11 protein-coding genes are annotated in these 12,677 nt (G+C 63.2%); 8 read left to right on the top strand and 3 right to left on the bottom strand.

Annotated features, from left to right (window positions below; all coding sequences use genetic code 11):
- Position 1: 1 nt before the first annotated feature.
- The 3 genes from HWX44_RS03495 to ffh are packed head-to-tail and all read left to right on the top strand — an operon-like array spanning position 2 to position 4,088.
- Complete coding sequence (locus HWX44_RS03495) at positions 2-340, top strand: P-II family nitrogen regulator (RefSeq protein WP_046648027.1); 339 nt, start codon at positions 2-4, stop codon at positions 338-340.
- Between the two features lie 3 nt (positions 341-343).
- Positions 344-2,443: a [protein-PII] uridylyltransferase gene (locus tag HWX44_RS03490; RefSeq protein WP_070545751.1), complete on the top strand. Its 2,100-nt coding sequence runs from the start codon at positions 344-346 to the stop codon at positions 2,441-2,443.
- Positions 2,444-2,492: 49 nt separating this feature from the next.
- Positions 2,493-4,088 carry a signal recognition particle protein gene (gene ffh, locus HWX44_RS03485; protein WP_175973192.1) on the top strand — a complete coding sequence of 532 codons (1,596 nt, stop codon included), beginning with the start codon at positions 2,493-2,495 and terminating at the stop codon, positions 4,086-4,088.
- Positions 4,089-4,157: 69 nt separating this feature from the next.
- Here ffh and HWX44_RS03480 read toward each other — a convergent pair whose 3' ends face one another.
- Positions 4,158-6,410, bottom strand: coding sequence for an acyltransferase family protein (locus tag HWX44_RS03480; RefSeq protein WP_175973190.1), 2,253 nt, complete (start codon positions 6,408-6,410; stop codon positions 4,158-4,160).
- A gap of 294 nt (positions 6,411-6,704) precedes the next feature.
- Here HWX44_RS03480 and rpsP point away from each other — a divergent pair, with 294 nt between their 5' ends.
- On the top strand, positions 6,705-7,229 hold the full coding sequence (gene rpsP, locus HWX44_RS03475) for a 30S ribosomal protein S16 (RefSeq protein WP_046648030.1): 525 nt from the start codon (positions 6,705-6,707) through the stop codon (positions 7,227-7,229).
- A gap of 53 nt (positions 7,230-7,282) precedes the next feature.
- Here rpsP and HWX44_RS03470 read toward each other — a convergent pair whose 3' ends face one another.
- Complete coding sequence (locus HWX44_RS03470; RefSeq protein WP_254868095.1) at positions 7,283-7,918, bottom strand: TetR/AcrR family transcriptional regulator; 636 nt, start codon at positions 7,916-7,918, stop codon at positions 7,283-7,285.
- A gap of 56 nt (positions 7,919-7,974) precedes the next feature.
- Positions 7,975-8,373 carry a cupin domain-containing protein gene (locus tag HWX44_RS03465; protein WP_070515676.1) on the bottom strand — a complete coding sequence of 133 codons (399 nt, stop codon included), beginning with the start codon at positions 8,371-8,373 and terminating at the stop codon, positions 7,975-7,977.
- 33 nt (positions 8,374-8,406) lie between these two features.
- Here HWX44_RS03465 and rimM point away from each other — a divergent pair, with 33 nt between their 5' ends.
- From rimM to HWX44_RS03445, 4 genes are read left to right on the top strand one after another with little or no spacing between them, the layout of a single operon-like run.
- Positions 8,407-8,907 carry a ribosome maturation factor RimM gene (gene rimM / locus HWX44_RS03460; protein ID WP_070512602.1) on the top strand — a complete coding sequence of 167 codons (501 nt, stop codon included), beginning with the start codon at positions 8,407-8,409 and terminating at the stop codon, positions 8,905-8,907.
- Positions 8,904-9,746 (top strand): tRNA (guanosine(37)-N1)-methyltransferase TrmD, encoded by an 843-nt coding sequence (gene trmD, locus HWX44_RS03455; RefSeq protein WP_158396133.1) that lies wholly within the window; start codon positions 8,904-8,906, stop codon positions 9,744-9,746. Before rimM ends, trmD begins: the two co-directional genes overlap by 4 nt.
- A gap of 31 nt (positions 9,747-9,777) precedes the next feature.
- Positions 9,778-10,116, top strand: coding sequence for a hypothetical protein (locus HWX44_RS03450; protein WP_232751664.1), 339 nt, complete (start codon positions 9,778-9,780; stop codon positions 10,114-10,116).
- A 40-nt stretch (positions 10,117-10,156) separates the two neighbouring features.
- Complete coding sequence (locus HWX44_RS03445) at positions 10,157-12,460, top strand: Tex family protein (protein WP_175973186.1); 2,304 nt, start codon at positions 10,157-10,159, stop codon at positions 12,458-12,460.
- Positions 12,461-12,677 lie beyond the last annotated feature (217 nt).

The following is a 12,677-nucleotide window of genomic DNA, read 5'->3' as shown; positions in this document are numbered from 1 at the left end:
GATGAAGCTCATCACTGCCATCGTCAAACCGTTCACGCTGCCGGACATCCGTGAAGCCCTCGAACAGCACGACGTGCACGGCCTGACCGTGACCGAGACCCAGGGTTTTGGTCAGCAGCGCGGCCACAGCGAGGTCTACCGCGGCGCCGAGTACGCCACCGATTTCGTACCCAAGGTCAAGCTTGAGGTGGTGACGGCCGACGAGCAGGTGGAGGACATCCTCTCCGCTATCGTCGACGCCGCCTACACCGGCAAGATCGGTGACGGCAAGATTTGGATCACGCACGTCGAGGACGTCATCCGCGTACGCACCGGTGAACGCGGCGAGGCCGCTCTCTAAAAGGTGTCTACGGCCGCCCAACTGCGTGAGGACGCCTACGCTTCGGCGCTGCGCCTCACACAGTCCCTGCAGCTTCCGCCCGGCTGTGCGCTTGCCGCCACGGGTTCTTTTGCCCGGCGGGCGATGACCCCTTTTTCGGATCTCGACCTGATTCTCCTCCACCCGGATGACACCGAGCTTCCCGAGGACGTCGTCTCCGAAATCTGGTACCCCATCTGGGACGCCAAATACCGGCTTGACTACGCCGTGCGCACCCCGCGCGAGTTCGGTGCCATCGCCGGATCTGATCCCGCCGCCGGCTTCGCGCAGCTGGATCTGGCTTTCGTCGCCGGCGACAAGCAGCTCGTGGACTCCACCCGCGCCCAGGTCTATGCCTCGTGGCGCCGCCTGTTGCAGAGCAACTTCGATGCTTTCGTCGACCTAGCAATCACCCGCTGGCGCCGGTCCGGGACCCTGGCCACGATGACCCACCCGGATATCAAGAATGGGCGGGGCGGCCTGCGCGACATCCAATTCTTGCGGGCCCTCGCCCTGGGCAACCTCGCCGACGCCCCAGCGCTCGAGGAAGAGCAGGCCCTGCTTCTCGACGTCCGCACGCTCCTCCACGTCACCGCCCGCCGACACCGCGACGTCCTCGATCCCGAATTCGCTGAGGAGATAGCTCACGAGTTGGGTTTTGCCGACCGCTATGACTTGTCTGCGGCCGTCGTGACTGCCGCCGCAGCGGTGGACAAGGCCGTGGAGCGGGCATTGGCAACGGCGCGGGGCGTGGTGGCCAGGCGCAGCCACAACCGCACACGTAAGCCCCTCGATATCGGGGTGGTTGATGTCGGGGGCGAGATCCGCCTCGCTCGCACCGCCGATCTCGACGAGCCGTGGCTGCTCCTGCGCGTGGCCGCCGCTGCGGCGCGCTCGGGCAGAACAGTGCCCTCCCACGTCTGGGAGCAATTGCGCGAGTTGCCGGAACTGCCCGAACGCTGGCCCGCCGCCGCGACGGATGCCTTCTTCAGCCTGTTGTCCTCGCCGCTCAACACTCCGCGCCTCATCCAGGAGATGGACGCTCACGGATTGTGGGAGCGGCTCGTCCCAGAGTGGGAGCACATCCGGGGGCTGTTGCCGCGCGAGCGCACGCACGCTCACACCGTGGACTACCACTCCATCCTTACCGCCGCGCGCTGTGCGGAAGCGCGCACCTCCGTGGCCCGGCCGGACCTGCTGCTCCTGGTGGGGCTCTATCACGACATCGGCAAAGGCTATGGGCGCCCGCACGAGATGGTGGGGGCGGAGATGGTGGCGCGAGCCGCAGCCAAGCTTGGTCTCGACCTGGCGGATCGCTCCCGCGTCCAAACCGTGGTCGCTGAGCACACCACGCTGGCGCGCATCGTCTCCCGCACGGACCCTTCATCCGATGAAGCCCGTGACGAGCTCCTCGAAGCCGTGCGCTATGACTACCTCACCTTGGCTCTCCTCGTCGTGCTCGCCCGCGCCGATGCCGAATCCACCGGGCCCGGTGTGTGGAACCGCAGGCTAAATCAGGGCATTGAAGCGGTCAGCGGGCGTGCTTTTGCGCAGTTGGAGGCACTGCGCCCAGTTCGTCCTCTGGTTGCCGCCGACCGCGACATCGGTCTGCGCCACAACCCGGAGGATGACAGCTTTACCGTCCTGTGGCGTGGCAACTACCAAAGGGAGGCCGTGCGCCCCCTGGCCCTGATTGCCGCGTTGGGCTGGAACATTCTTTCCTCGCGCCTCGTGCGCACCGAGGAGGGCTATGCCGGCGAGTTCGACATCCGCGCTCTCCACGGTGCTATCGATCTCGCCACGGTGGAGGAGCGCCTCGTTCAGTCCTATAAATCCGGCACCTATACCGTGCTGCCCGATTTTGTGCCGGGGCCCGCGACCGCGATGTGGAGCAGTGGAGTCTTCGAGGTTCGGATCGATGACTACCCGGGTACCCTCGGCCACGTGCTGGCGCTGCTTCCCGAGTGCGAGTGGGTATCCACCGCCGCGCCGGGCGCCACGATGGTGCTCCACGCCGTGCCGCTTGGCGACGTCCCCCGCGCCGCCCTCGTCCGGAATGTGACCCAAGCACTGGTCAACGGCTAAGCTGGGGAAGTTATAAATTTATCCACGATAGTTGAGGGAGCACTGCACCGTGTTTGAGTCTTTGTCTGACCGCTTGCAATCAGCCCTGTCCGGTCTGCGCGGCAAGGGCAAGCTGACCGAGGCGGACATCAACGCCACAGCGCGCGAAATCCGCCTTGCGTTGTTGGAGGCGGACGTCTCGCTCAACGTCGTGCGCGGCTTTATCAAGCGCATCAAGGAGCGTGCGGCCGGTGCCGAGGTCTCCGAGGCTCTCAACCCGGCGCAGCAGGTAGTCAAAATCGTCAACGAGGAGCTCATCGAGATTCTCGGCGGCGAAACCCGCCGCCTCAACCTGGCCAAGAATCCACCGACGGTCATCATGCTCGCCGGCCTCCAGGGCGCTGGTAAGACCACCTTGGCGGGCAAGCTTTCCAAGCACCTTGCCTCCAAGGGACATACCCCGATGCTGGTGGCCTGTGACCTCCAGCGCCCGGGCGCGGTTCAGCAGCTCCAAATCGTCGGCGAGCGCGCCGGGGTCGACGTCTACGCGCCGGATCCTGGCACCTCCCTGGACTCCCACGAACATGAGATGGGTACCTCGCACGGGGATCCGGTGGACGTCGCCAAGCGCGGCATCGAAGAGGCCAAGCGTACGCAGCACGACATCGTCATCATCGATACCGCTGGTCGCCTCGGCATCGATGAAACCCTGATGACGCAGGCACGCAACATCCGCGACGCCGTCAACCCGGACGAGGTCCTCTTCGTCATCGACTCGATGATCGGCCAGGATGCCGTGCAAACCGCCGAAGCCTTCCGCGACGGCGTCGACTTCACCGGCGTCGTCCTGACCAAGCTGGACGGCGACGCCCGCGGTGGTGCAGCCCTGTCCATCCGTGAGGTCACGGGTAAGCCCATCATGTTCGCCTCCACAGGTGAGAAGCTCGAGGACTTCGACGTCTTCCACCCGGAGCGCATGTCCTCGCGTATCCTGGGCATGGGTGACCTGCTGACGCTCATTGAGCAGGCGGAGTCCAAGCTGGATCAGTCCAAGGCGGAGGAAGCCGCCTTGAAGATGGGCTCGGGCGAGATGACGCTCAATGACTTCTTGGACATGATGCTCATGGTGCGCAACCTGGGGCCGATGGGCAACTTGCTCAAGATGATGCCGGGCGGCAACAAGATGAACCAGATCGCCGACATGGTCGACGAGAAGCAGCTCGACCGCATCCAGGCCATCATCCGCGGTATGACCCCGGAGGAGCGCGAGAACCCGAAGATTCTCAACGCTTCGCGCCGCAAGCGTATTGCCCTTGGTTCTGGTGTGAGCGTTTCTGACGTCAACCAGCTCATCGAGCGCTTCACCGAAGCCAAGAAGATGATGTCGCAGATGGCCGGCCGTTTTGGCATGCCGGGCATGGGCGGTGGGCGCTCCGCGACGAAGAAGAAGCCGAAGGGCCGCAAGGGCAAGAACGGCAAGCGCAAGCCGCCGAAGCGTCGTGGTGGCGGCGGTATGCCGGGTGGCATGCCGTCGATGCAGGAGCTGCAAAAGATGCAGGAGCAAATGGGCGGCGGCATGCCAGGACTAGGCGATATCAAGATGCCGAAGGGCATGGAAAATATCGACCTCAGCAACCTGGACTTTGGGCAGGGCAAGAAGAAATAACCGAAGAAGAACATAGCCTTCTTCGGTGAGAAAAGGGCCGGCGCTTTGTAGCGCCGGCCCTTCTGCGTACTAGATGGCTTCTCCTGCGGGGTAGGCCGGATAGGGGATGGGCTCCGCGGGTGTGGCCGGAGGCGTCTCAGCGGACTGGGGGATCACGGGGCTATCGGCGGGAATCTGCGGGGGCTGCTGTTTGACCTGCTCGCCGTTGAGGATAGGCGCGATTGCTTCACGGATGAGCGGGATGGCGGAGTCGGCGAAGGCCTTGGTGAAGTGGTGCATATCGCGATAGACCATGATATTGCCGATGATGAGCGGGCAATCGCCGTCGGCGTTGCAGAACCACTTCGAGGTGTCCACGGCGAGCATGTTGTCGTACTGCGAGAGGACTTCAGCGCCGGGGTCATAGGGTGCGTAGACCTCCTCGAAACGCATGCCACACCCGAGGGAATCCTTGGTGGCCACGTAGCACTCGTCAAACTGGCGGCCATTGCCGTGTTCATCGAAGCCCCACGGGTTGTCGCGGAAGCCTACAAAGGGGATATCGTGCTTGGCCAGCTCGTCCCAAAAGGCTATGTAGCCTGGTGGGACAGCATCGGGGCCGTGGCCAAACGGCTGTCCTGGCCGCGTGGAATTGGACACAACCAACGCTGGGTCCGCGTCGATGATGCGCTTGACCACTTCCTTGCTCCATTCGGCGCAAGAGGGCTTCACACTCAGTTCACCGCCCAACTCGATGGGGCAACCCACGCGGGTGAGCGGGACGAGCTTAAAGCCCATCTCGCGGCCCAGGTAATCCAGCGCCGAGGAGAACTGCTCCGCATGCGAGCCACCCACCAAGTAGACCTCGACGTCGGAATCAACGTCACCAAAGATGCACGGCGTCACGCCGTCCTTCTGTGTCTCGATGAAGTAGTCCGTTGGCTCCTGCTCCGGGATGAAGCACCAATTATCGGCGACCGGCGGCTGGATGCCGCGCGCGAGAATCGGGTCAGGCTTGATCTCTACGTTCTCAGGCGGCGTGATGTTCTCAACGAAGGTCGTGGCTCCCGGGTAGAGCCTCGGATCTAGGATTTCGCGGTTGGCCTCCTGCAGGCTACGCAGCCACAGCGGCTGAACGGCCACGAGAGCAATGGTGCAGGCAGCAACGACGACGCCACCGACCCCGCGGAGAGCGCCGGTGCGGGTGCGGAGGTCGGCGAGGCCGCGGTGGACGGGGAGGTCGTCGGCAAGCGGGCGTTTGCGGTGTTGGCGCAGGGGCTTCTCGACGAAACGATGCGTCACGTCCGCCAAGCCCAGCGACACCACGATAATGATGGCACCGAGCCACCACGGAGGGGTTTCCAGGCCGAGGGCGGCGATGGAAATGATGAGCAGAGGCCAGTGCCACAGATAGAGCGGGTAGGCGATATCACCGAGCCAACGAGAAACCCGGGTGGTGAGCACCCGCGAGAAAGACCCGCCGGAACCGATAATGATGAGCACCGCGCCGCCGATCGGCAACAGGGACAGCGGCCCAGGGAATGCCAAGGTATCGGAGATAACCAGACCGGTGCAGGCGAGCGCGGCCAGACCGACGGCGGTGGCGAGGTTGGACAAGTGTTGCGGCATGCGCAGGTGCGAGCCATAGATAACGAGCACCGCGCCCAAAGTCAGCTCCCACGCGCGCGACCATGTGGAGTAGTAGTTCTCCGGGGTGCCAAAGAGCCCGTCGCGGGATGCATAGGCAAAAGAAGCGACGGTAACTACGAGGAGAATCGGGCCAGCGATGGAATTAATGGAAGAGAAGCGCTGTTCTCGCAGGCCCGTGTTCTTGGGGCGCAGGCGCATGAAAGCGGCCAGGCCGAGAGCGAAGAAGATGCCCAGCAGGTAGAACTGGCCCTGGACCGCCATGGACCACATGTGTTGCAGTGGTGATGTGCTTGCGGAGGCAGCGGCGTAGTCAGCGTTCTGCCGCGCTAATTCCCAGTTCTGGTAGTAGAAGACCGTCGCAGTGATCTGCTTGGTGAGCTCCGTGTTCATGAGCTTCGGAGCGAAAAGCCGGACGAGTAGATAGCTCACGCCGATGACGAGCACGAGGGAAGGAACAAGCCGGCGGAGCGTGCGCCAGATGGGCCACCACGGGTTCAGGGAGGCGTTGGGCCGCGCGGCATAGCGCAGCTGCGAGCCCAAGAAGAAGTACCCGGAAAGCAGGAGGAAGACATCGACGCCACCTGAGACACGACCAACGAAGACGTGGTACAGAACAACCAAGGCGATCGCGATGCCGCGGAGGCCGTCAAGGTCGTAACGGTAGCGGAATGTGGAGGGTGCTTGTTTATTCATAAAAGGAGGATTGTGTGGCGGCGAAATAACCGCATTACAGACTACCCCTTTCACGGGGTAAGGCCTAACTATGCAAGAGCTAAAGGGAATTTCCTATCTCGTGTGGGTTCCGCTAGAGTTGTTGAGGTTGTTCACGCACCGCGTGGAGGACACGTAAAACTTCATCTCTGCGTAACGCCGGTACCGCCTACGGACGGCCGGCACGTCACGCGCAGGATAAATCCAAGGGTTGAACCGGCGCGCCAGAAAGCGGCGCGTGTCTGAACTGCCCGGTGACTAGAAAAGGAGCCAATCATGGCCGTTAAGATCAAGCTGCAGCGTATGGGTAAGATCCGCAACGCTGAGTACCGCGTCATCGTCGCTGATGCACGCACCCGCCGCTCCGGCAAGGCTATCGAGAACATCGGTATCTACCAGCCGAAGCAGGAGCCGTCCCTGATCCAGATCGATTCCGAGCGCGCTCAGTACTGGCTGGGTGTCGGTGCGCAGCCGACCGAGCCGGTTCTCGCACTGCTCAAGGTGACCGGTGACTGGCAGAAGTTCAAGGGTCTGCCGGGCGCAGAGGGCACCTTGAAGGTTGCTGAGCCGAAGCCGTCCAAGCTGGATCTCTTCAACGCTGCTCTGGCTGAGGCCAACAACGGCCCGACCATCGAGGCCATCACCGAGAAGAAGCGCAAGGCCAAGGAAGAGGCTGAGGCTAAGGCTGCCGCCGAGAAGGCTGCTGAGGAAGCCGCTGCCGCTGAGGCTGCTAAGGCCGAGGAAGAGGCCGCTAAGGCTGAAGAGGCCGACTCCGCTGAGGCTGAGGAGTCCGCAGAGTAATTTCTGCACTCCAAACGTAATATCCCCGCTGACCAGTAGGTCGCGGGGATTATCTAGTTTTCCGGCCGTGGGAGGCGGACTTCCAAAGGATTTTCGAAGTCCAAGCCGCGGACAGCGGAGGCGATGACCGACTGCGCCATAGCTTCCACCTTTTCCTCCGGTAGCGACCCCAAATGACCGCTGAGGCACAAGACTGTGAAACCGTGCACCGTGGACCATCCGGCTAGGCAATTCTGCATCATGTGCTGCCTCTTGGGTTGCTGGCCGATGGATCGCGCGTACTGCTCCATGTAGCCGTAGAAATTGAACATGGCTTGCACACGTGGATCTTCGCCGGGCCCCTCAGCCGCGGCTACGAGCCCGGCCGGAATATCAAAGCTGCTCGCGGCCATCATGCACATAAAGAAGTGCGGCTCTTCCAAGGCGTGGTGGAAGTAGGTGAAACCGGCCGCCATCATCTTGTCAATGATGGTGCCCTCAGTCGTTTCGAAGGTATCGCTGAGCTTGTTGATGAGTTCGTAGGTGGCGACGGCCCCGACGGCGTCGAGAAGCGCGGCTTGGTCCTTGAAGTGACGGTAGGCGGCGGTGGGGGAGACGCCGACTGCGCGCGTTGCGGCGCGAATCGTCACAGCCTCCGGTCCGCCCTCCCGGCCGAGCTTAATGGCCTCCCGGAGGATCTCTTCATGCAAATTTCCATGGTGATACGGCTTCGAACTACTCACGATCTTAGAATCGTACTAAAAGTCTAGACATTCGCGCCAGTGTTCGGTGTCAACATGGTGAGCAGCATGAGTGCAGGTTCCTCGCTACATGTCACCGCATGCGGCACGTACGCCGGAAGGTGCACTATGCGTCCGGGAGCGAGCACCTCATCTTGTTCCCCGCAACTAAAAATCACCGATCCCTGGAGCACCTGGACGGTGATGGGGTGCGCGGCCTTGTGATCAGGTAGGTCTTGTCCAGGCAGGAAGGAGAAGAGGATGAGGTTTGCGCCGTCGGCACTGAGGACCCTCTTAACGGCTGGTCTGGGGCGTGTGGGGTTCGGCTCGGGGGCCTCATCGAGCAGATTCAGCGTTGTGAGGGCGGCACTGTTGTGGGAGGCGTCGCCAAAGGTGGTTGCATCATTGATGGGAAGCTCAGTCATGCCGCCCCAGCGTAGCCCGTTAAGCTAGCAGGCATGGAACTACTCATTGGTCGCGTGGTGAAATCCCACGGCATTAAAGGCGAGGTCTCCGTCGAGGTGACCACCGATTCCCCGGAGACCCGATTCGCCGTCGGCGAGGTTCTCCACGGCACACAAGGCAAGAAGGAACACGAACTCACCATCGCGGCGGTGCGCGCCCACAAGGGGCGCCTGCTCATCACCTTTAAGGAAATCCCGGATCGCACGGCCGCGGACTCGCTGCGTGGCACCCAGTTCTTCGCCGAGCCTCTCGAAGACCCAGAGGATGACGGCTTCTATGACCACGAGTTGGAAGGCTTGCGCGTCCTCCTCGATGGCATAGAGGTGGGCGAGGTGACCGGCGTGACCCACGGCCCCACGCAGTCCCTCCTGGAGGTCACGCTCACCGATGGCAAAGAAGCGCTCGTCCCCTTCGTGGAGGAGATCGTGCCGGAGGTCGATCTGGAGGAAGGAACCTGCACGATTACCCCACCGGAGGGGCTGCTCGACCTATGAGAATCGACGTTGTCACCATCTTTCCGGAGTACCTCGACCCGCTGCGCCACGCATTGCTGGGCAAGGCCATCGAGCAGGGGAAGCTCGCGGTGGGCGTGCATGACCTGCGCCAGTGGGCCACCGACGTGCATAAATCCGTCGATGATTCCCCCTATGGCGGTGGTCCCGGCATGGTGATGAAGCCTGAGGTGTGGGGGCCCGCGCTTGACGACGTCTCCTCCGGCACCGCCTCCACCCGGGACCTGCAGAGCGCTCTGCCGCACCTGAGCAAGCCGCGCCACGACGATATCCATGGCGTTGAGGCGCGCGCCTATGGCGAGAGCGAGAATTCGGATAAGCCGTTGCTTATCGTGCCGACTCCCGCGGGAGAGCCTTTTACTCAGGCTGATGCGCAAGCGTGGTCTGCGGAGGAGCACATTGTCTTTGCGTGCGGGCGCTACGAGGGCATCGACCAGCGCGTCGTCGACGATGCGCAGCACCGCTACCGTGTACGTGAGGTCTCCATCGGCGACTACGTGCTCATCGGCGGCGAGGTAGCTGTGCTCGTCATCGCCGAAGCCGTGGTGCGCCTCATACCTGGCGTGTTGGGGAACCGGCGCTCGCACGAAGAAGATTCCTTCTCCGATGGCCTGCTGGAGGGGCCCAGCTACACCAAGCCGCGCGAGTGGCGCGGCCTCAAGGTTCCGGACGTGCTGACCTCCGGTGACCACGCCCGTGTGGACCGGTGGCGCCGCGAGCAGTCGCTGGCGCGAACGTGGCAACGCCGCCCAGAGCTGCTCGATGCAGCGGAGTTAAGTGAGGCCGATCGCGCCTACCTGGAAACCTTAAAGGAGGATTGAGATGGACGTCAGCACTGACTTGTCAATACTTATGACTGAGGCTGAATGGAACAAGGTCCTCAAGGCCATGCCGCAGCGCCTGCGCGAAGGAGGCGTCGAACCGCTCGACATCAACGCAGAGATCATCTCCTTTACCTGCGAGCCCGACAATATCTTGGTCAATGAGTACATGGATAAACACGGCCAGCCGCCGGTGAGTGAGCACGTGTGGAGGGTCATCGTCAACGGCACCTCTGACCTGCCGCTGACCAAGGTCACCGCCGCCGTCGCGGAGTGCTTGCCGCCCCACACACTCTGGTACGGAACCTCAGAGATTGGTCACACCGAGTTTGGCCTGGGCACTTCCTGCGCGTGGCAGGGCGGGGTATAGGGTGAGAAGGTCTTAAGTCCCCGACCCATAAAGAGGTTTTGTGAATATCGCAGCCACCATCGCTGGAGAGCTGGGCGTCAAAGAGCAGTTTGTTGAAGCCGCCCTCAAGCTCATGGCGGAGGGTAACACCGTTCCGTTCATTGCCCGTTACCGCAAGGAAGCCACCGGCGGGTTGGATGACTCCCAGCTGCGTATCATCGAGGAACGCTCGACCTACCTTCGGGAACTGGAGGAGCGCAAGGAAACGGTGCTCGCCGCGATTGAGGAGCAGGGCAAGCTGACCGACGAGCTGCGTGCCCTCATCCAGGGCTGCGAGACCAAGGCTCGCCTGGAGGACCTGTACCTGCCGTATAAGAAGCGCCGCAAGACCAAGGCGGATATCGCGCGTGAGGCAGGCTTGGAGCCGCTGACCGATAAGCTCATCGAGAACCCTTCGGCGGACCCGGCCGAGCTGGCAGGGGAGTACCTCACCGAAGGTTTCGAGGAAACGAAGAAGGCCCTCGATGGCGCCCGCGCCATTCTGGTGGACCGCTTCGCACTGGATGCGGATCTGGTGGGCGATGTGCGCGAGCGCATGTACACCAGCGGTTCCATGAACGCCGGCGTGGTCGAGGGCAAGGAAGCCGAAGGTGCGAAGTTCAAGGACTACTTCGAGTTCTCTGAGCCTTTCGACAAGCTTCCCTCGCACCGCATCCTGGCGCTGCTGCGCGGTGAGAACGAAGGCGTGCTGCAGCTGAACCTCGATGCCGGCGATGACGCCATCTACGAGGGCATGATCGCAGATCGCTTCGACCTAGACGTTGACACCTCCCGCTGGCTTGCCGACGCCGTCCACTGGGGCTGGCGCACCAAACTCTCCATCTCCTCGGGCCTCGACGTGCGCATGCGTCTCAAAGAGAAGGCGGAGGAAGGCGCGCTCAAGGTTTTCGCGACCAACCTGCGCGATGTTCTGCTGGCGGCCCCGGCGGGCCAGCGCGCGACGCTGGGCTTGGACCCGGGATACCGCAACGGCGTCAAGTGTGCGGTCGTCGACCCGACGGGCAAGGTCCTAGCCACCACCATCGTCTACCCGCACCAGCCGCAGCAGAAGTGGGCTGAGGCGGTGAGGGAGTTGGCGTCGTTAAGCGCGGCTCATTCGGTGGACCTCATGGCGATTGGTAATGGCACCGCTTCGCGGGAGACGGAGAAGCTTGCCGGTGAAGTCGCGGACCTCATCGCGCAGGCGGGTGGGAAGCGGCCGAGCCCGGTTGTGGTCTCGGAGGCGGGCGCGTCGGTGTATTCGGCTTCGCAGCTGGCGGCCGATGAATTCCCCGACATGGATGTCTCACTGCGCGGCGCGGTCTCGATCGCGCGCCGCCTGCAGGACCCGCTGGCGGAGCTGGTGAAGATTGACCCGAAGGCCATTGGCGTGGGGCAGTACCAGCACGACGTCAACCAGGTCGCGCTCGCGCGCACGCTCGATGGCGTGGTGGAAGACGCGGTGAATGGCGTCGGCGTGGACCTGAATACGGCGTCGGCTCCGCTGCTGGAGCGCGTGGCTGGCGTGAACTCCACGATTGCGGCCAACATCGTGGCCTACCGCGATGAGAATGGCACGTTTGCCTCGCGCAAGGAGCTGAAGAAGGTGCCGCGCTTGGGGCCGAAAGCTTTCGAACAGGCGGCGGGCTTCCTGCGCATCAATGGCGGTAAGGATCCGCTCGATGCCTCGGCCGTGCACCCGGAGGCTTACCCGGTGGTGGCGCGCATCGCGGAGAAGACTGGTTTGGGGGTCTCGGAGCTCATCGGCAATTCGCGGGTGTTGACGAAGCTGTCGCCGGCGGACTTCGCCGACGACACCTTCGGTGTGCCGACGGTGACGGACATCATTGCGGAGCTGGATAAGCCGGGCCGCGACCCGCGCCCAGAATTCAAGACGGCTACCTTCAAGGAAGGCGTGGACAAGGTCTCGGACTTGAAACCGGGCATGATTCTGGAGGGAACCGTCACCAATGTCGCGGCTTTCGGTGCGTTCGTCGACGTCGGAGTACATCAGGATGGCCTTGTGCATGTGTCCGCGATGAGCCACAAGTTCGTCTCCGACCCGCACGATGTGGTCCGTTCGGGCCAGGTAGTGAAGGTGAAGGTCATGGAGGTAGACGTGGAGCGCCAGCGCATTGGTTTGTCGCTGCGGCTTGACGACGAACCCGGCCAGCCCGCGCCTAAGCGCCGCAACGACGGTGGGCGTTCCGAGGGGCGCGGCGGCCGTTCCGACCGGCGCAACTCCCGCCGCGACGGTGGGCGTGGCCGCTCGGGCCGCGGCGGCGGTGGCTCGATGGCCGACGCTCTCAAGAAGGCCGGCTTCTAACCGTTCAAACGGTCGGAGCTTTGTGTGTTCTCGCCCCAGCGGCGGCTTTAGAGTCCGTCTCCTGAGAATCCGAGATCGTTCAGTGCAGACCGCGGGATGAGACTTAGCTGAGGGATCGCCGAAGGCGCGGAAAGCCTCGCGGTTTTGCGGGGCCTCCGCGTGGATTAGGCGCCATGCTGGGGTGAGCTGCTCTGGCGGCACGGTGCTGGGGTGTGAG

The organism is Corynebacterium sp. Marseille-Q2823, from assembly GCF_903645345.1.
Taxonomy (GTDB): domain Bacteria; phylum Actinomycetota; class Actinomycetes; order Mycobacteriales; family Mycobacteriaceae; genus Corynebacterium; species Corynebacterium hiratae.
Note: the sequence above shows the minus strand (reverse complement) of the source record. Positions and strands in the feature narration are given on the sequence as shown.

Bases quoted from the DNA above. Each gene is read 5' to 3' on its own strand.
- HWX44_RS03495 (WP_046648027.1), top strand. From the start codon at position 2: ATGAAGCTCATCACTGCCATCGTCAAACCGTTCACGCTGCCGGACATC.
- HWX44_RS03480 (WP_175973190.1), bottom strand. From the start codon at position 6,410: ATGAATAAACAAGCACCCTCCACATTCCGCTACCGTTACGACCTTGAC.
- rpsP (WP_046648030.1), top strand. From the start codon at position 6,705: ATGGCCGTTAAGATCAAGCTGCAGCGTATGGGTAAGATCCGCAACGCT.
- HWX44_RS03465 (WP_070515676.1), bottom strand. From the start codon at position 8,373: ATGACTGAGCTTCCCATCAATGATGCAACCACCTTTGGCGACGCCTCC.
- rimM (WP_070512602.1), top strand. From the start codon at position 8,407: ATGGAACTACTCATTGGTCGCGTGGTGAAATCCCACGGCATTAAAGGC.
- trmD (WP_158396133.1), top strand. From the start codon at position 8,904: ATGAGAATCGACGTTGTCACCATCTTTCCGGAGTACCTCGACCCGCTG.
- HWX44_RS03450 (WP_232751664.1), top strand. From the start codon at position 9,778: ATGACTGAGGCTGAATGGAACAAGGTCCTCAAGGCCATGCCGCAGCGC.